The organism is Pseudomonas sp. DF5 (assembly GCF_058148225.1).
In genome coordinates, this window is record NZ_JBYVYM010000010.1 from 107,980 (window position 1) to 127,309 (window position 19,330).

General features: G+C 59.8%; 14 protein-coding genes and 1 other RNA gene. 4 read left to right on the plus strand and 11 right to left on the minus strand.

Going from position 1 to position 19,330, the window contains the following annotated elements; translation table 11 throughout:
• Window positions 1-75: 75 nt before the first annotated feature.
• Window positions 76-810, plus strand: coding sequence for a fumarate/nitrate reduction transcriptional regulator Fnr (fnr, locus tag AC30D7_RS11660; RefSeq protein WP_490134156.1), 735 nt, complete (start codon window positions 76-78; stop codon window positions 808-810).
• 79 nt (window positions 811-889) lie between these two features.
• Complete coding sequence (locus AC30D7_RS11665; protein WP_490134157.1) at window positions 890-1,438, plus strand: adenine phosphoribosyltransferase; 549 nt, start codon at window positions 890-892, stop codon at window positions 1,436-1,438.
• Window positions 1,439-1,576: 138 nt separating this feature from the next.
• Here AC30D7_RS11665 and AC30D7_RS11670 read toward each other — a convergent pair whose 3' ends face one another.
• From AC30D7_RS11670 to dnaX, 4 genes are all read right to left on the minus strand, one after another.
• Window positions 1,577-2,725 (minus strand): acyl-CoA dehydrogenase family protein, encoded by a 1,149-nt coding sequence (locus tag AC30D7_RS11670; protein ID WP_490134158.1) that lies wholly within the window; start codon window positions 2,723-2,725, stop codon window positions 1,577-1,579.
• Window positions 2,726-2,914: 189 nt separating this feature from the next.
• Window positions 2,915-3,517 (minus strand): recombination mediator RecR, encoded by a 603-nt coding sequence (recR, locus tag AC30D7_RS11675; RefSeq protein WP_490134159.1) that lies wholly within the window; start codon window positions 3,515-3,517, stop codon window positions 2,915-2,917.
• 156 nt (window positions 3,518-3,673) lie between these two features.
• Window positions 3,674-4,012, minus strand: a complete 339-nt coding sequence (locus AC30D7_RS11680; RefSeq protein ID WP_007933349.1) for a YbaB/EbfC family nucleoid-associated protein — start codon at window positions 4,010-4,012, stop codon at window positions 3,674-3,676.
• A gap of 67 nt (window positions 4,013-4,079) precedes the next feature.
• A complete protein-coding gene (gene dnaX / locus AC30D7_RS11685) occupies window positions 4,080-6,161 on the minus strand; it encodes a DNA polymerase III subunit gamma/tau (RefSeq protein WP_490134160.1) in 2,082 nt (693 codons plus the stop codon).
• Between the two features lie 145 nt (window positions 6,162-6,306).
• Between dnaX and AC30D7_RS11690 the strand changes: the two genes are divergently transcribed.
• Window positions 6,307-7,050, plus strand: coding sequence for a substrate-binding periplasmic protein (locus AC30D7_RS11690; RefSeq protein ID WP_490134161.1), 744 nt, complete (start codon window positions 6,307-6,309; stop codon window positions 7,048-7,050).
• 43 nt (window positions 7,051-7,093) lie between these two features.
• Here the strand turns inward: AC30D7_RS11690 and AC30D7_RS11695 are convergent, their stop codons facing one another.
• Window positions 7,094-8,794 carry a putative bifunctional diguanylate cyclase/phosphodiesterase gene (locus AC30D7_RS11695; protein WP_490134162.1) on the minus strand — a complete coding sequence of 567 codons (1,701 nt, stop codon included), beginning with the start codon at window positions 8,792-8,794 and terminating at the stop codon, window positions 7,094-7,096.
• A gap of 408 nt (window positions 8,795-9,202) precedes the next feature.
• On the opposite strand from AC30D7_RS11695, the gene AC30D7_RS11700 reads away from it, so the two are divergent.
• Entirely contained in the window at window positions 9,203-9,517 is a 315-nt protein-coding gene (locus AC30D7_RS11700; RefSeq protein ID WP_007933342.1) for a helix-turn-helix domain-containing protein, read from the plus strand.
• 182 nt (window positions 9,518-9,699) lie between these two features.
• On the opposite strand, the gene ffs is transcribed toward AC30D7_RS11700, so the two are convergent.
• From ffs to AC30D7_RS11730, 6 genes are all read right to left on the minus strand, one after another.
• An RNA gene (ffs, locus tag AC30D7_RS11705) (signal recognition particle sRNA small type) lies at window positions 9,700-9,796 on the minus strand.
• A gap of 180 nt (window positions 9,797-9,976) precedes the next feature.
• Window positions 9,977-11,140 carry a zinc-binding metallopeptidase family protein gene (locus AC30D7_RS11710; RefSeq protein WP_490134163.1) on the minus strand — a complete coding sequence of 388 codons (1,164 nt, stop codon included), beginning with the start codon at window positions 11,138-11,140 and terminating at the stop codon, window positions 9,977-9,979.
• 248 nt (window positions 11,141-11,388) lie between these two features.
• A complete protein-coding gene (ligA, locus tag AC30D7_RS11715; RefSeq protein ID WP_490134164.1) occupies window positions 11,389-13,746 on the minus strand; it encodes an NAD-dependent DNA ligase LigA in 2,358 nt (785 codons plus the stop codon).
• A 105-nt stretch (window positions 13,747-13,851) separates the two neighbouring features.
• A complete protein-coding gene (zipA, locus tag AC30D7_RS11720) occupies window positions 13,852-14,703 on the minus strand; it encodes a cell division protein ZipA (RefSeq protein WP_490134165.1) in 852 nt (283 codons plus the stop codon).
• Window positions 14,704-14,961: 258 nt separating this feature from the next.
• Window positions 14,962-18,450 carry a chromosome segregation protein SMC gene (gene smc, locus AC30D7_RS11725; protein WP_490134166.1) on the minus strand — a complete coding sequence of 1,163 codons (3,489 nt, stop codon included), beginning with the start codon at window positions 18,448-18,450 and terminating at the stop codon, window positions 14,962-14,964.
• A 2-nt stretch (window positions 18,451-18,452) separates the two neighbouring features.
• Window positions 18,453-19,112, minus strand: a complete 660-nt coding sequence (locus AC30D7_RS11730) for a GntR family transcriptional regulator (RefSeq protein ID WP_018925281.1) — start codon at window positions 19,110-19,112, stop codon at window positions 18,453-18,455.
• Window positions 19,113-19,330 lie beyond the last annotated feature (218 nt).

Sequence of the window (19,330 nt, forward strand, 5' to 3'; positions counted from 1 at the left end):
TCGCAGGCTGGCCCGAATGTCCTCCCGTGGGGTACCCTTACGTCTTATGCGTGTTTTCCCACAAGGATTAAAGAAATGTCCGAGCCAGTAAAGCTGCGCGCTCATAACCAGGCCCATTGCAAGGATTGCAGCCTGGCCCCTCTCTGCCTGCCACTTTCTCTGAATCTGGAAGACATGGATGCGCTGGACGAAATCGTCAAACGTGGTCGCCCGCTGAAAAAAGGCGAGTTTCTGTTTCGCCAGGGCGACACGTTCGATTCCGTTTATGCAGTACGCTCCGGCGCCCTGAAGACTTTCAGCCTGAGCGATGGCGGCGAAGAGCAACTCACCGGTTTCCATTTGCCGAGTGAATTGGTCGGTCTGTCGGGCATGGACACCGAAAAGCATCCGGTCTCGGCGCAAGCCCTGGAAACCACTTCGGTGTGCGAGATCCCGTTCGAGCGCCTCGACGAACTGGCCCTGCAACTGCCACAACTGCGCCGTCAGTTGATGCGCGTGATGAGCCGCGAGATTCGTGACGATCAGCAAATGATGTTGCTGCTGTCGAAGAAAACCGCCGACGAGCGCATCGCCACCTTCCTGGTCAACCTGTCGGCCCGTTTCCGCGCCCGAGGCTTCTCGGCCAACCAGTTCCGGCTGAGCATGTCGCGCAACGAAATCGGTAATTACCTGGGCCTGGCGGTGGAAACCGTGTCCCGGGTGTTCACCCGCTTCCAGCAAAACGAACTGATCGCCGCCGAGGGCAAGGAAGTGCACATCCTCGACCCGATCCAGCTCTGCGCCCTGGCCGGTGGCTCGATCGACGGCTGATCCTGCTGACGGTGGCTGAGCGAAACGGTTCAGCCGCCGTTATACTGCGACGTTTGCAGCCCGCCAGGACACTTCGACGATGGTCTTCGACTCCTTCGACATCAAATCCCTGATCCGCCCCGTGATCGACTTTCCCAAGCCGGGTGTGATCTTTCGCGACATCACCCCGCTGTTCCAGTCGCCCACGGCCCTGCGCCTGGTGATGGACAGCTTTGCCCATCGTTACGTCGAGGCCGACTTCACCCACATCGGCGCCATGGACGCGCGCGGGTTCCTGATCGGTTCGATATTGGCGTATCAGCTGAACAAGCCATTGGTGCTGTTCCGCAAGCAGGGCAAATTGCCCGCCGATGTGCTGGCCGAAGGTTATGCGACCGAGTACGGCGAAGCCTTCCTCGAAGTCCATGCCGACAGCCTGTGCGAGGGGGATTCGGTGGTGCTGTTCGATGACCTGATCGCCACGGGCGGCACGCTGATTGCTGCGGCCAACCTGGTTCGGCGCATGGGCGCGCGGGTGCATGAAGCGGCGGCGATCATTGACTTGCCGGAGCTGGGAGGTTCGCAGCGACTGGAAGACATGGGGATTGCGACTTTCTGCCTGACGCAGTTTGCGTTGACGGATAAATAGGCGGCGTCTGCACCGACGCCTTCGCGAGCAAGCCAGCTCCCACATTTAATCACTGTCGAACACAAATTTTGTGTACGCAGGAGATCCCATGTGGGAGCGGGCTTGCTCGCGAAAGCGTCAGCCGCTACACCACAAAACTCAAAGCCCAATCTGCTTGCTGATAATCTCGTTCATCACTTCCCGCGTCCCGCCACCAATCGACAGAATCCGGTTATCGCGGTACAGCCGCTCCACCAGACTTTCACGCATGTAACCCATACCACCCAGAATCTGCACCGCGTCGGTGGTAATGCGATCCGCCGTGTCTGTAGCGAAATTCTTCGCCATGGAAATCTCTTTGATCACACTCTGCCCGGCCGCCATTTTCGCCGCCTGGCGGTAGGTGAATTCCCGAGACACCTCCAATGCCGTGGCCATTTCCGCGAGGCGGTGCTTGAGCACCTGGAACTTGCCGATGGGTTTACCGAAAGCTTCACGCTGACCAGCCCATTTCAGGCTCTCCTCCAGCGCCAACTGCGCGGTCATGTTGGCCATCAGCGCCAACGCCAGACGCTCGCTCTGGAAGTTGCCCATGATGCAGGCAAAGCCCCCGTTTTCGGCACCGATCAAATGGCTGGCCGGCACCCGGCAATCATCGAAAAACAGCTCGGCGGTGTCGGACGCCCACCAGCCCATTTTCTTCAACTGACGACCGACGGTGAAACCCGGCGTGCCCTTCTCGATCAGCAGCAAACTGATGCCGCCGAATCCCGGCTCGCCGGTGCGCACCGCCACGGTGTAGACATCCGCGCGAACGCCGCTGGTAATGAAGGTTTTGCTGCCGCTGACCCGGTAGAAGTCGCCATCACGCACGGCGCGGGTTTGCAGGTTGGCAACGTCGGAGCCGCCGCTGGGCTCGGTGACGGCCAAGGCGCTGATTTTCTCGCCCGCCAGCACCTGAGGCACTACGCGATCGCGAACTTCGGGCCTGGCCCACTTGAGGATCGGCGGCAGGCCGATGTCCAGCGAGCCCAACCCTGCGACCAGACCACCGGAACCGCAGCGCATCAGCTCTTCACTGGCGGCGATCTTGGCGAACACATCCCCTTCGTGGCTACCGCCGAAGGCTTCGGGATAGCCGATGCCCAGAATCCCCGCCGCGCCGGCCTTGAGATAGAGCTCACGGGGAAAGCTTTCGGTTTCTTCCCACTGATCGATGTCCGGAAGAATCTCGCGCTCGACGAAACGTCTGACGCTGTCGCGGACCAATTGGTGGCTGGGGTCGAAGTATTCCTGGAAGGCAGGCATCGGCGAACTCCACTGAAGGTTCAGCGAAGTTAACCGAGCGCTTGCTTGGTTTTCAACAGGATTGTGTGAATCAGATGGACCGAGGCGCGTTCTTCGCGGGCAAGCCTCGCTCCTACAGGTATCGGTTGTTCGCGACACGACGCTAAACCGTAGGAGCGAGGCTTGCCCGCGAAGGGGCCCGTTCAGACACTACAAGACAATTGGCTTACGCCCGGCAAACGAATGCGCCAATGTCCCGCCGTCCACCAGTTCCAGCTCGCCCCCCAATGGCACGCCGTGTGCGATGCGCGAGGCGATCAGGCCCTTGTTGTTGAGCAACTGAGCGATGTAATGCGCCGTGGCCTCGCCTTCCACCGTCGGGTTGGTGGCGAGGATAACTTCGGTAAAGGTGCCCGCCTCTTCGATCCGCGCCATCAGTTGCGGAATGCCAATGGCCTCCGGCCCCAACCCGTCCAGAGGCGACAAGTGGCCCTTGAGCACAAAATAGCGACCGCGAAAACCGGTCTGCTCCACCGCGTAAACGTCCATCGGACCTTCCACCACGCACAGCAAGGTGTCGTCCCGGCGTGGATCGGCGCATTGTGGGCACAGATCGTCTTCGGTCAGCGTACGGCACAAACGGCAATGGCCGACCCCTTCCATGGCCTGGCTTAGCGCCTGGGCCAGTCGCGAGCCGCCGCTGCGATCGCGCTCAAGCAGTTGCAACGCCATGCGCTGGGCAGTTTTCTGACCCACCCCCGGCAAAATTCGCAGGGCATCGATCAGTTGGCGAATCAAAGGGCTGAAGCTCATGGAGAAAAGTCCGACATAACAACGAGACGCGGTTTATACCCGCGCCTCTGTTTAGCGTCAAATAGGCAGCGTCGATTACCTGTTCCGCAGACGGAAACAAAAATGCCAGGCGCGATGCCTGGCATTTTTTTAACCCATCCGACGCGCGTTGGCGAATCAGAATGGCAATTTCATACCCGGTGGCAGTTGCATGCCAGCGGTCATGCTGCCCATTTTGTCCTGGCTGTTGGCCTCGATCTTGCGCACGGCGTCGTTGACGGCGGCGGCGAATACAGCTTCCAGCATTTCTTTGTCATCTTCGCTCAGGCCTTCGACCAGGCTTGGGTCGATGGTCACGCGCTTGACGTCGTGACGACCGGTCATTACCACAGTGACCATATCGCCACCGGCTTTACCGGTGACTTCGGCGTTGGCCAGTTCTTCCTGCATCTTGGCCATTTTTTCCTGCATCTGCTGCGCCTGCTTCATCAGGCCGGCCATGCCACCTTTCATCATGGGAATCACCTCAAAAGTACTTGGATAAAAACAGCGCCCGGCGAGTGCGGCCAAGCGCCTTCAGTTATTAGCCCTGACTGGCCAGAGCCTCGACAGGTTCAATAGTATCGTGACGGACCACCGCCCCGAACTGCTGCATCATTTGCTGGATGAACGGATCGCCATGAATCGACTCCTCGGCCTCGCGCTGACGGTCGGCACGACGCCGGGACGCCGCTTGGGCCGGGGTTTCCTGCTCGGGCTTGATCAGTTCGATGCTCAGGGTCAGCGTACGCCCGTGATGCTGGTTCAGCGCATCGTTGAGACGACGTTGTTGCGTCGCGTTGAACAAGGCGCTGTGGGCCGGGTCCAGGTGCAACAACCAATTGTCGCCATCGACAGCGATCAGCGTGCAGTTGGCGGCGATGCTGCCGGTCATGCCGGACACCGGCAATTTCGGGAACAACTCCAGCCATTGCAGTGCCAGGCCGGTGGCCGGCATCGCGGCCAGTTCAGGCTCGGGCTCTGCCGCAGGTTCGGCGGTGTGCTCACTGGCCAGATCGTCGAGGTAGCTGTAGGCCGAATCCATGTCCGGCTCGATGTAGTCCTCGTCCAGCGGCGGTTCGTCATCCAGGTCGATGCCTGGCGTGGCGGCATCGACTTCGGCCACGGACGGTTCCGGAATCGGCGCAGCGGCCCACTCAGGCGCATCCGGCACCACGCTGTCCGGCGTCGGCATGGGCATCGGTGGTAATTCGGGTTGTTCGCCGGCCGTCTCCAGCATTGGCTCGACGGCGGGCTGCTGGACGACCTCAGGCTCTACCGGATCGTTCCAGGGCAGATCGACGACTTCTTCGACCGCTACAGGTTCTGGCACAGGCTCAGGCATGACGACCGGCGCGACGGGCTCAGGCTCGACAGCCGGGACAGGCGCTGGTGCAACCACGGGCGCAACTGGAACCGCTGCCACGGTCGCAGCAACTACCGGCGCAACGATCGGCGCGGCAGCCACTGAGTTTGCGGAATCAACTGTGGCCTGGCTGATCCCCACTGGCTTTAGCGGTTGCCTGGGAGCGTCCTCGGTGTCTGCGGGCCTGAATGCGAGCATTCGCAGCAGGACCATTTCGAAGCCGCCGCGCGGGTCCGGCGCCAGCGGCAAATCCCGGCGACCGATCAGGCCCATCTGGTAATAGAACTGCACATCTTCGGCCGGCAGGGCCTGGGCCAGTGCCAACACCCGATCACGGTCACCGTGGCCGTTGTCGACGCCTTCAGGCAGGGCCTGGGCGATGGCGACACGGTGCAGCACGTTAAGAATTTCCGAGAGCACGCCGTTCCAGTCCGGGCCTTGCTCTGCCAGATGGCGCACCGCCTCGAGCAACGCCTTGGCATCGCCTTCAATCAGTGCATGCAAAACGTCGTAGACCTGGCCGTGATCCAGGGTGCCGAGCATCGCCCGAACGTCGGCGGCCAGAACCTTGCCTTCACCGAAGGCAATGGCCTGGTCGGTCAGGCTCATGGCGTCACGCATCGACCCGTCGGCGGCGCGACCCAGCAGCCACAGCGCATCGTCTTCGAACGGCACGTTCTCGACGCTCAGCACATGGCTCAGATGCTCGACCACCCGCTCCGGCGTCATGTTCTTCAGGGAGAACTGCAGGCACCGCGAGAGAATCGTTGCAGGAAGTTTCTGCGGATCGGTGGTAGCCAGGATGAACTTGACGTAGGGCGGCGGCTCTTCGAGGGTTTTCAACAGCGCATTGAAGGAATGGCTGGAAAGCATGTGCACTTCGTCGATCAGGTAGACCTTGAAGCGCCCGCGGCTCGGCGCGTACTGCACGTTATCGAGCAGTTCACGGGTGTCTTCGACCTTGGTGCGGCTCGCGGCGTCGATCTCGATCAGGTCGACGAAGCGCCCCTCATCGATTTCGCGGCACACCGAACACTCGCCACAGGGGGTCGAAGTGATACCTGTTTCACAGTTCAGGCATTTGGCGATGATCCGCGCGATGGTGGTCTTGCCGACCCCGCGGGTACCGGTAAACAGGTAGGCGTGGTGCAGCCGCTGGCTGTCCAAGGCATTGATCAGAGCCTTGAGCACATGGGTCTGGCCGACCATTTCGCGGAACGAGCGCGGGCGCCATTTACGTGCAAGAACCTGATAACTCATCGAAAACCGTCGCAACGAAGGAAGCTGAAGCGGCTAATGCTAGCGGAGCAAGGCCAAAATTGCATCCGGTGCGCTCGTCTATTCTGGCTAAGCTGCACTTTGAGGAGCTTTAATCGGCTCAGATTTTGGCCCTACCGGAGCGTTTATGCGTGTTGCCTTGGGGGCACTGCTATTAGCCAGCCTAAACGTCGCGGCTGCCGATGCGCCGTTGCGCTTTGTAGTGTCCGACAGCTGGGCCATGCCGATGGTGCAGATCGAGCGCGGCCAGCCGACTCAGGGCATTCTGTACGACATGATGCTCAGCCTGGCGACACAGGTCGGCATGCCAGCGGAATTTCATGTGCTGCCTCGGGCACGAGTGCAAAACGCCATGGACCATGACGAAGTCGATATCCGCTGCCATATCTCGCAGTCCTGGTTGCCGGACCTGCCCGGGGACTATATCTGGAGCGTTCCGCTGTTGGTCCAGCGCGATTTACTGATTGGCCGACGCGATTCACCTACATCAATCAACGTGACGGACCTGCCGCGACAGTCTATCGGCACCGTTCGTGGCTATAGCTACCCGACCTTGCAACCCTTGTTCGACGCCGACCGGCTGCAGCGCGAAGACGCGCGCAATCAGGAACAGGTGCTGGAAAAACTGTTGGCCGGACGCTACCAATACGCCGTGAGCAACCAATGGACCCTTGACTGGTTCAACCATCGCCTGTTGCCCGACCGGCAACTGCAAAGCGTAGCGCTGGTGCACGAACAAACCGTCGGCTGCTACGTGCGCAACGACGCTAAGGTGCCTGTACAACGTATTTTGCGTACGTTGCAGCAAATGAAAACGTCAGGGGAGATCAATGACATTATCCGACTCTATACCGGCACCCCAACCCAGTAGCAGCTGCCGAACGCAGCCTTTGGCGGCTGCTATATATAGCGAGTCAGGCGATTTGATCGAGTGCCTGCCATTGCGACGGAGCGACGAACCCCGCCACCCAGGCCGGCACCTCGGCGGGTGGCATCGGACGGGCGATGAAATAGCCTTGAGCGACTTCGCACCCCAGCCGCAACAACAGCTCACCATGCTCAAGGCTTTCCAGCCCCTCGGCAATCACCTGCCGGCCGAATGCCCGGGCCAGGCCAATCACCGCCGTGGTCAGGGCCAGGTCATCCCGATCAGTCAGAATGTCGCGTACGAACGATTTATCGATTTTGATGGTTTGGGTGCGTAAACGCTTGAGATAACTCAGGGACGAATAACCGGTGCCAAAGTCCCCCAGGGAAAACTGCACCCCCAGCGCCTGACAGGCCTGCAAACAGGCGCTGACATGCTGGATATTCTCGATCGCCACCGACTCGACGATTTCCAGGTCGAGCATCTGCGGAGCAACCTGCGCATGTCGTGCGAGCACGCGCCTGAGCCGGTCGACGAAATCCGCACGCTGAAAATGTCTCGCCGCAATGTTGATACTGACCGGCCAGCCCTGCCCCGCTTGCTGCCAACGGTGCAATTGCGCCAGAACCTGATCCATCACCCATTCGCCGATATCGATGATCAGGTCAGTATCCTCCACCAGCGGCAGAAACTCCCGAGGTGGCACCATGCCGTTTTGCGGATGCTCCCAACGCAACAGCGCCTCGAAACCCACGACCTCGCCACGCCGCATGTTCACCTTGGGCTGAAAATGCAGGCGCAACTCACCGGCGACCAGCGCCTGACGCACCCGTTCGACGGTCTGGTGCGTGGCTTTGACTTCTTGATCCCGGGACACATCGAACAGATGGAAGCGGTTTCGCCCGCGCTGCTTGGCCACGTACATCGCCTGATCGGCGTGACGCAGCAGGGTTTCGGCATCTTCGTTGTCATGGGGAAACAAGGTAACGCCAATACTGGCAAACACATTGATATCCTTGCCATGCAACGTATAAGGCGCCGAGATCGCCCCAAGCACACGGTTCAGCGCCGCACGCAATTCCGGCAGATCACGCACATAACGCAACACCAGCACGAACTCGTCACCGGCCAGCCGCGCCACCACATCTTCGCCGCGCACAATGTTGCGCAGACGCTTGGCCACTTCTATCAGCAACATATCGCCACTGGCGTGACCGTAGCCGTCGTTGACCGCCTTGAACCCGTCGAGGTCAAGCATGCACACCGCCAACGGAATGTTTTCAAGCCGGGAGAACTCCAGCGCCTGATCCAGCAAATCCGACAGGAATGCGCGATTGGGCAGCCCTGTCAATACGTCATGCCCGACCCGCCATTGCAGGGATTGCAGTAATTGGCGCTTTTCGCTGATGTCGAAACGAATCGACAGGTATCGGTCAACACGCCCGGTGGTGTCGTCGAGCACCGGCACCATGGTGCTGTCGACCCAATACAACCTGCCATCCTTGGCGCGATTACAAATCTCGCCCTTCCAGATATTGCCCAGGGCGATGGTGCGCCACATGGCGGCAAAGAAATCGGCGGAATGCAGGCCAGAGTTCAGCAGGCTATGGTTTTGCCCGAGCAGTTCCTCGCGGCTGTAGCCGGACACGGCGCAGAATTGATCGTTGACGTAAGTAATCCGGCCATCCAGATCGGTCTCGGAAAATATAGCGGCAGCATCCACGGCCCTGCGGTATTTCTCATCCATGAGTGAGGCTCACTGTCGCTAGCGGAGGTACCGCTCGACCAGCGCAGGATGCCCGGAAGAGATGTTTTGAGACGTACAGCGCAGAGACACGTTATCACTCCATGAACAGCATTTGATGGCCCCCGGATAGCCGAAGATCAACTAGCCTCGGGCAAGGTAGCAACACCGACTCTGGTAATATTTCGCGAGGGATTCAAACCGCTGACGGCTTCTTCGCAAACCCTGCAAGGGAAGACGATGCTGGCTGTTTCATATCGCCTAAACTTCAGAAAGCAGATCACCAAAAACACCCTCGAAGCGGCGATTCTACGAAATGCATCACATTTTGCAAAGCAAGGTGATGGATCATGCGGTTGCCTAATGCAAAAATCTATCGTTAAGTTCTTGATTCTAAATGGGAATTGAGCGATGCAAATTTCAAGTTTGGGTCCAGCCATCCGACGCTACCGCAAGGTCGCAGGGCTTACTCAGGCTGAACTCGGCGAAAAAACCGGTTTTGACCCCAAAACCATCAGCCGCTTCGAAACCGGCACCTATACCCCCAGCGTGGAAGCATTGTTCCTGCTTGCCGATGTGCTGGGCGTGAAGCTGAAAGCCTTTTTCGCAGATCTGGGCGACGAAGATGAACAGCGGGCGTACCTGTTCAGTGTCATACACAAAGCCACCCCGAAGGATCTGGGAAAGCTGATCGCAGCGGTTGACCAGGCCTTGTCCAAGCCTTAGTGCCAGGAAATGAAAAAAGGAGGCCGACCTGTCGAATGCGACAGATCGGCCTCCTTTTTTATATTCCGCCGTTTAATTCGGAAACGACGAAACCACCCTGGATGGGCTCCATGGCAGGGAAAGTAAAACAGTATTTTTAGATAAAAAACACGAAGAGGGTTCGTGTTGCGTTATGGAGGCAACCCCACCAGCCACACCCCGGCACACAATGTCACCGCTGCGGCTGCTCCCTTCCAGGCCTGACCGGGTTCACGGCTGATCGTTGCGGGGGGACCGATGGGGTCACCATAACGACGCTCACCTGACGGCGAGCCGCGCCATTGTACCTATCTGAGACGAAGTTACAACCGTTCGGGCAGATTAAAAAACATGAGCCGCTTCAAGGACATGCGCTGGCCTTCAAAAGATCGCGATCGGTAGTAGCTGCCGAAGGCTGCGTTTGGGTGCGATCTTCTGATCCTAGTGCGCCAACACTTCATCCGCCCTGCCGCCCTCCTGCTGAATCACCAGGTGAATGAAGTGCAGCCTGGCGATCACCGCCGGCGACAAGACGAACGGATAGAAATCCGGCTGCCCCATGCTGCGCGACAGCTCGTTGAGCATACCGGCCAGTTCGATCCACGCATTGACGAACGACAGGAACGCCGGGCCACCGGGGTGCTGTGGATCAAACAGCGTGCTGGGCGGAAACGGCTGATAATCGGAATCCATTTCCCGCGCACTCATTCCAAACCCCAGGGCGGTGTCCACCGCATCCATCATGTGCAGGTAATGCGCCCAGGTTTCCGCCCAGTCTTCCCAGGGGTGCATAGTGGCGTAGGCGCTGACGTAATGTTGCTGCCAGTCGAGTGGCGCGCCTTGCTGATAATGCTGCTCAAGGGCTTCGGCATAACTTTCACGCTCGTCGCCGAACAGAGCGCGGAACGGCTCCAGCCAGGCACTGTTGGCGATCAGCCGGTCCCAGTAATAATGCCCCGTCTCGTGCCGAAAGTGACCAAGCAGCGTGCGATAGGGCTCGTGCATCTGCACGCGAACCTGCTCGCGGTGGGCGTCGTCGGCTTCTTTGATATCGAGGGTGATCAGGCCGTTGGCGTGCCCGGTGGTCGGTGGCTTGCCTTCGAGATCGATACCAATGAAATCGAAGGCCAGCCCCGTCTCTTCGTCCACCGTTTTGGGAATGACCTGCAAGCCCAGGCTGACCAACTGTGCTACCAGACGACGCTTGGCGGTTTCCACTTTGCGCCAGCGTTCGTGGTTCTCGAGGATCGACAGGTCGGGAATGGTGCGATTCAGGCCACAGGCGATGCACATCCCATCGTGATGATTGGCCGGCAATAACCAGTTGCACGCAGCCGGGGAATCGAGATTTGCGCAACGGCGGAACACACCGGCGTCAGGATCGGCGTCGAGCAACCAGGTCTCCGCTTGCGGGCCGGGTTGCAGCGATGACAAACGACTTTGCTGCGGCTGATAGCCCAGCGCCGCCGAACAGGCCAGGCACTGGCTGTTGCGAAAGAACAGCGACTGTCCGCAGCGACAATGCCAGACCTTGCTGTTGCGCGAATGCTCACTCATGAAGGGCGCGGCGATACGCGAGCTGAGCTGTTCAAAGAAGCGGTACATGGCGATCTCTCTTTGGGTGCGCGCCAAGACTAGATCATTGCTCAGACAGGATCGTTCCCGCACCAAGCAGCCTCCTGATGAAGATCAGCTCTTGTGGCGAGGGGGCTTGTCGGAACGCCGCATCGCCCCGTTCGGCGGCGAAGCTGTCGCAAATCCTGCCGGCATGGTACGCCTGAAAAATCGCGAGTACCGGTTCCAGGGCCGCTACGCGACCCAACGGGAGCAAGCTCCCTCGCCACAGGCCCGGGTTAGATCGGGATGTTGTATTCCTTCAGACGAGCGACAAACGCCTCTTCATCCAGCACTTTCAACCCCAGCTCATTGGCCTTGGCCAGCTTCGAACCTGCGCCCGGTCCGGCGACTACACAATGGGTCTTGGCCGACACGGAGCCGGCGACCTTGGCGCCGAGGCTTTCAAGTTTGTCCTTGGCAACGTCGCGACTCATCAGTTCCAGCGAACCGGTCAGCACCCAGGTCTGCCCGGCCAGCGGCAATCCTTCGACGACTTTTTTCTCGCTCTGCCAATGCATGCCGAAATCGCGCAGCTGCTTTTCGGCGGCCTCGGCGAGCTGACGATTTTGCGGCACTGCAAAGAACTCCCGAACCGAAGTCGCCTGCTTCTCCGGTAGCGCCTGGCGCATGTCCAGCCAATCCGCATTCATTACCCCTTCTAGCGAGCCGAATTTGTCGGCAAGCTTCTGCGCCCCGCCCGGTCCGACCGAAGGAATGTTCAGCTTGTCGAGAAAACCGCCAAGCGTGGTGCTTGCAGCGAATTCGGCACCCAACTCCCCCTGATCCTGAATCTGCAGGCCGTGCTTCAACAGATTGGCAATCACCTGTCGGTTATGCGCATCTTCAAAGAAGCTGTGAATCTCGTGAGCCACTTCCAGCCCGACATCCGGCAAGTACGTGAGCACTTGCGGCAACGCCTGCTGAACCCGCTCCAGCGAGCCGAGAGACCGCGCGAGCACCTTGGCCGTCTCTTCGCCGACATCGGGAATGCCCAAGGCGTAGATGAACCGCGCCAGACTCGGCCGCTTGCTGTCTTCGATGGCAGCGAGCAGGTTCTTGCTCGAGAGCTCGGCGAAGCCTTCGAGGTCGACGATCTGCTCGAACGTCAGGGCATAGAGGTCGGCCGGCGAACTCACCAGACCTTCGTCCACCAATTGCTCGACGCTCTTCTCGCCCAACCCTTCGATGTCCATGGCGCGACGCGAAACGAAGTGAATGATCGCCTGCTTGAGTTGCGCACCACAGGCCAGACGGCCGACGCAGCGATACACCGCGCCTTCGCTGACAGTCTCGCGACCCTTGCTGCGCTTGACCAGTTGCGTGCGCTCGACATGGGAGCCACACACCGGGCACTGCTCGGGAATCTGCACCGGCCGGGCATTCTCCGGACGGCGCTCGGCGACCACCTGCACCACTTGCGGAATCACATCACCGGCTCGACGGATGATCACCGTATCGCCGATCATCAGGCCCAGGCGCGCGACTTCATCCATATTGTGCAGCGTCGCATTGGCCACGGTAACGCCGGCAACCTTGACCGGCTTCAAGCGCGCCACCGGCGTCACGGCACCGGTGCGGCCGACCTGAAACTCCACATCGAGCAACTCGGTGAGTTCTTCCATCGCCGGGAATTTATGCGCGATGGCCCAACGGGGTTCGCGAGCACGGAAACCCAACTCGCGCTGGGAGGCAATGCTGTTGACCTTGAACACCACGCCGTCGATTTCATAGGGCAGCGCATTGCGGCGTTCGCCGATGTCGCGGTAGTAATCCAGGCACTCATCGATGCCATGGGCCTTTTTCAACTCATGACTGATCGGCATACCCCAGGCTTTGAGTTGCTGCAGATTGCCAATGTGCGTGTCGGCGATATCGGCGGAAACCTGGCCAATGCCGTAGCAGCAGAATTCCAGCGGGCGGTTGGCGGTGATCTTCGAATCCAACTGCCGCAAGCTGCCCGCCGCCGCGTTACGCGGGTTGGCGAAGGTCTTGCCGCCGACTTCCAGTTGCGTGGCGTTGAGCCGCTCGAAACCGGCCTTGGACATGAACACTTCGCCGCGCACTTCCAGGGTCGCCGGCCAGCCGCTGCCGTGCAGCTTGAGCGGGATATTGCGCACGGTGCGCACGTTGACGCTGATGTCTTCGCCGGTAGTGCCATCGCCGCGAGTAGCGCCGCGCACCAGCATACCGTCCTGATACAGCAGACTGACCGCCAGGCCATCGAGCTTGGGTTCGCAGCTGTACTCCACCGCGGCGCCGCCACCGAACAGGTCGCCGACCGGTAGGTCCAGACCTTCCGTCACCCGGCGATCGAATTCGCGCATATCGGTTTCTTCGAAGGCGTTGCCAAGGCTGAGCATCGGCACTTCGTGACGCACCTGAGTGAACGCCGACAGCGCAGCACTGCCGACGCGCTGGGTCGGCGAGTCGCTGGTGATCAGTTCGGGATGGGCTGCTTCGAGCGCCTTGAGCTCATGGAACAAGCGATCGTATTCGGCGTCCGGAATGCTCGGCTCATCCAGCACATGGTAGCGATAGTTGTGCTGATCGAGCTCGGCGCGCAGCTCTAGAATGCGGGTTTTGGCGGCGGTCATGGGTGTTCTCTCATAAAGCAAAAGAGCAGCCGAGGCTGCTCAATCTGTTGATGCTGTACAAATCATTGCAGGAGCCAGCGGTACGGCAAACCTGGCTCCTACAGATCAACGCTTCTGGGTCAATGCGCGACGTTCGAATTCGACGATGCGCTGACGGTAGTGCTCAATCGTTTGTGCGGTCAGCACGCTGCGCTGGTCGTCTTTCAGCTCACCGTTCAGCTCTTGGGACAACTTGCGCGCCGCCGCCACCATCACGTCGAAGGCCTGCTTCGGATGACGCGGGCCTGGCAGGCCGAGGAAGAAGCTCACCGCCGGGGTGCTGAAATGGTCGATGTCGTCCAGATCGAAGACGCCCGGCTTGACCGCATTGGCCATCGAGAACAGCACTTCGCCGTTACCAGCCATGCTTTCGTGGCGGTGAAAAATGTCCATCTCGCCGAAACGCAGACCGCTTTCCAGAATGTTCTGCAACAGCGCCGGGCCCTTGAAACCGGCCGGGTCGCGGCAGATCACACTGATCACCAGCACTTCTTCGGCTTGTGGCTGATCTCTTTCAGGCGAGCTGGCGGACTTGCTGTCATCCGGGAAATCGCCGTCGCGGCTGCTGAAGCTCGGGCCGCCATCCAGGTCCAGGCTGAGGTTCATATCGCCTTGGGAAGGTTCGCCATGGCCACGCTTGCCCCGCTTGGAACCCGATTCGCGCGGTTCACGGGCAGGCATGCTCACCGACGGCAAGTCGTGCTCGTCCAGCTGCGGTTCTTTCTGGGTGTCCAGCACGCGGGGCGGGCCCAACAGCTCGGCGCTGGTGTCCTCGTCCGGCAGGTTGGACAGACTTCGGTCAAGACGGAATTTCAGTTTTCCCTTGCCGCCGCGCATGCGACGCCAGCCATCGAAAAGAATACCGGCAATGACAATAATGCCGATGACGATCAGCCACTCGCGCAGACCGATTTCCATGTAATCCCGTGCCTCTATAAAAAATGCTGAAAAATAAGGGGTTTACATTGTGCAAACCGCTTTAAAACGTGGCGCCAACTCTATGTTCTGACAGGCGTTTTGCCCACGTATACGAAAAATTGACATTAAACTAGCACGACCAAAGATAACTTTACACCGTCTGTCACATTGGCTTGCGCGAATATGTCGATTGGCCAGCAAGTCAAGGCAGGTAAAAAAGCCCTACAGCTCAAAATTACTTGCCCTACACCCAATGACTCAGGCGTCCACCATGGCCATCGCCTCCTCCACATCCACTGCCACCAGACGCGAGCAACCCGGTTCGTGCATCGTCACCCCCATTAATTGATCAGCCATTTCCATGGCGATCTTGTTGTGGGTGATATAGATGAACTGCACCGTCTGCGACATCTCTTTGACCAGCCGTGCGTAGCGTCCAACGTTAGCGTCATCCAATGGTGCGTCAACCTCATCGAGCATGCAGAACGGTGCCGGGTTCAATTTGAAGATGGCAAATACCAAGGCCAATGCGGTCAGGGCTTTTTCGCCACCGGAGAGCAAATGGATGGTGCTGTTCTTCTTTCCTGGCGGCCGCGCCATGATCGTTACCCCTGTATCGAGTAAATCTTCGCCCGTCAGTTCCAAATAGGCGCTGCCTCCACCGAAAACTTTTGGGAAAAGTGCCTGTAAACCGCCGTTGATCTGATCAAAGGTATCTTTGAAACGGTTTCGGGTCTCCTTGTCGATCTTGCGAATTACGTTCTCGAGGGTGTCCAGTGCTTCCACCAGATCGTCGTTCTGGGCATCCAGATAACGTTTACGCTCGGATTGTTGCTGGTATTCGTCGATGGCCGCGAGGTTGATCGCGCCGAGGCGCTGAATCCGCGCGGCAATGCGTTCGAGTTCTTCTTCGGCGTCTTTCTCGCTGACTCCGGCCACCAGTGTGGCGAGCACGCCATTGAGGTCGTAGCCATCTTCGAGCAATTGATCCTGCAAGGTCTTACGCCGCACCGTCAACGCTTGCCATTCCATGCGTTGCTGTTCGAGCTGGCTGCGAATCAACTGGGATTGCTGCTCGGCCTGAGTCCGGCGCTTTTCAGCATCGCGCAGTTCACGGTCGGCGTCTTCCATGGCGATTTGCGCGGTCTTGAGCTCTTCGTCGACGGTCATGCGTTTGTCGAGCAACTCTTCGAGTTTCAGCCGCAGCTCTTCCAGCGGTGCCTCGCCCTCTTCCAGATTGAGGCTCAGCTGTTCGCGCTTCTCGGTCAGGCGCTCTGCCTGCATTTCCAGCCGCTCAAGAGCCTGACGGGTGGAATCGTGTTGCGCCTTCAGCGAACCGAGGCGCACCGCCAATTGATGCGCATGGTCCTTGTGCTGCCGGGCTTCCTGGCGCACCCGGTCGAGGCGTTCGCGCAGGCTGTCGCGCTGGGCCAGCAGCAACTCGCGCTGCTCGGTATCCACCGCCATGCTGTCGAGCGCTTCCTGCAACTGCAGGCGCGCTTCGCCGATGTTTTCGTGTTCCAGGGCGCGCTGTTCGCTGAGCTCGGTGAGTTCTTCATCGAGACGGCTGCGGCGCAGGGTCAATTGTTCGACCTTGGCTTTACCGGCCGACAACTGGGCTTTCAATTCGCCCTGCTGACGCGCTTCGTCTTGCAGCAGACGGCGCAAATGTTCGCGGCCGTTTTCCTGCTGTCGCTGTTGCGCCCTTAGATTCTGAAGCTGGGTTTCCAGAGTTTCAACCGTGGCTTCGCGCTCTTCGCGCTCAAGCCCCAGCCGCTGGATTTCCTGGCCACGGGCGAGCACGCCGCTTTCTGCCTCGCTGGCCCGACGCACGCGTAAAAAGTGCCTGCCTACCCAGTAACCGTCGCGGCTGATCAGGCTTTGGCCGGCAGCCAATTGACTGCGCAAGGCCAAGGCCTGTTCGAGGCTGTCGACAGGCTTGACCTGCCCCAGCCACGGCGACAGATCGATCTGTGCCTCGACCTTGTCGAGCAAACTGCCGGGCATGCGCACGCCATCGCTGGCCGGGCTGAGCAAACGCAAATCACCTTGGGCAAACCCGGCCAGATCGAAATCGCCGAAGTCATCCACCAGCACCGCTTGCAGGTCGGCGCCGAGCACGGTTTCCACCGCCAGCTCCCAACCCGCTTCAACTTTCAGGCCTTCGGCCAGGCGCGGACGATCCGCCAGATGCTGTTCGCGCAACCATTCGGCGGTGCCGGTGCCCGGATCGAGCGCGGCTTGCTGCAAGGCTTCCAGCGATGCCAGCCGACCGTTGAGCCGCTGCAAATCACCTTGGGCCTGTTGCTGCGCCGACAACGCTTGCTGCAACTCCTGACGCAGTTGCTCAAGACGTTCGACTTGCGCCTCTTCACTGGCCTGCAAGTCTTCCAGCGTCGCCTCGGACGCGGCCAACTGCTCGCTGAGTTCCATGATTGCCGCGTCTTCCGGGTCTGCCGAAAGCAGCGCGCGCTCTTCGGCCAGACGCTTCTGGCGATCGGCCAATCGCTCCATGCTGGTTTCCAGCTGCTGGATCCTCGACTGCTGAACTTCAGCCTGGCGACGCGGCTCGGCGGCGGTGAGGTTGAAGGTGTCCCACTGCTCCTGCCAGCCATGCATGGTGGTTTCGGATTCTTCCAGTGCGGCGGCGGCCTCTTCGGCGGCGGCGCTGGTGACTTCCTGTTCCGGCGTGAGCATGTCCAGCTCTTCGCCCAAGGTCAGCAGCAAAGTGCGGTCATGGCCCAAGTGCGATTCGGTTTCCAACCGCGCGCGCTCGGCTTCTTTCAGATCGTCCTGCAATTGACGCAAGCGCTGCTGGCCGTGCTGGATGCTCTGCTCGACCCGGGCGATGTCGCCGCCGACCGAATAGAAGCGCCCCTGCACCAGATTGAAGCGCTCGGACAGGTCGTGATGCCCGTCACGCAGGCGTTCGATGGCCGCGTCGGCATTGCGCTGCTCGGCCACCAGGGCTTCAAAGGTGATTTCCTGGGTGCCGATGATCGCTTCGCGCTGGCCGACCTGCTCGTTCAGCGCCTGCCAGCGCAGGGCTGACAACTGGGCCTTGAGCTGACGCTCTTCGCCTTTGTATTCCTGATACTTCTTGGCGGCCTCGGCCTGGCGGTGCAAGCGTTCAAGCTGACGCTCGAGCTCTTCGCGCAGGTCGGTCAGGCGGGCCAGGTTTTCATGGGTGCGGCGGATGCGGTTTTCGGTTTCGCGCCGGCGCTCCTTGTACTTGGAGATGCCCGCCGCTTCTTCGATAAAGTTACGCAGGTCTTCCGGCTTGGCTTCGATCAGCTTGGAGATCATCCCCTGCTCGATGATCGAATAGCTGCGCGGGCCGAGACCAGTGCCGAGGAAAATGTCAGTGATGTCACGACGACGGCATTTGGCGCCGTTGAGGAAATAACTGTTCTGGCTGTCGCGGGTCACTTTGCGGCGGATGGAAATTTCCGCGTAGGCGGCGTATTCGCCGATCAAGGTGCCATCGGAGTTATCGAACACCAGCTCGATGCTCGCCTGGCTCACCGGTTTACGGCTGGTGGAGCCGTTGAAGATGACGTCGGTCATCGACTCGCCGCGCAAGTTCTTGGCCGAGCTCTCGCCCATCACCCAACGCACGGCGTCGATGATGTTCGACTTGCCGCAACCATTGGGCCCGACCACCGCCGCCATGTTACTGGGGAAGTTCACCGTGGTCGGGTCGACGAAGGATTTGAACCCCGCCAGTTTGATGCACTTGAGCCGCACGCTTAAGCGACCGTCAAGGCAGAAACCACCAGATCGCAACTGCGCTGGGCATACGCCGTCAGCACCACGCGGATCTGCGCAAAGTCACGGGCCAGCACGGCGGCCAGCAGGCGTTCGAACAGTTCAAGGAACTCGCTCATCGAGGCCTTGCGCTGCTCCAAGGCAAGGAAATACGCACGGCTCATGGCCGGCTGCAGATTCTCGACGGTTTCCTGCAAGTACGGGTTGTTGGCGAACGGATACGCGGCACGCATCACGCTGAAGCTGTCGTCGACGAACGTGCGGATGTCTTGGCGTTCGTAGCTGTCGGTCAGGCGCTGCTGGATCTGCAGGAACGGCGCCATGTCGGCCTGGACTTGCCAACCGCTAGCCACGGCGTTGCCGAGCAAGATGTACAACTCGCTCATCAGCGTGCACAGGCTCTGCACCTTGTGCGCCGTGAGTTCGGTCACATGGGCGCCACGTCGCGGCAAAATCGCGATCAGGTGGCGGCGCTCGAGAATCAGCAAGGCCTCACGGACTGAACCGCGGCTGACATTGAGCGCCAGCGTGACCTTCTGTTCCTGAATGCGCTCCCCCGGCTTCATTTCGCCGCGAATGATACGTTCGGCGAGGTGGTGAGCGATTTGCTCGGCGAGGCTGTCCGGCGCCTTGAACGTCATGGTTGTCCTTCAAACTCTTCGATCTGCACAAGCGGCGCAGTGTAGCGCAATTGATGGGTCATGGCGGAGTGCCCACCCAGCGGTTTTTGGCACGATTCAAGCAAAAAGCAGGCTATCCCGTGAGGGTCAATAATGAAGGAACGAGTCGTTGATCGACAAAATGCCATTTCCTGACCTTTAAGTCAGAAAATCATTGACCGAAAAGTCAGACCTGATAA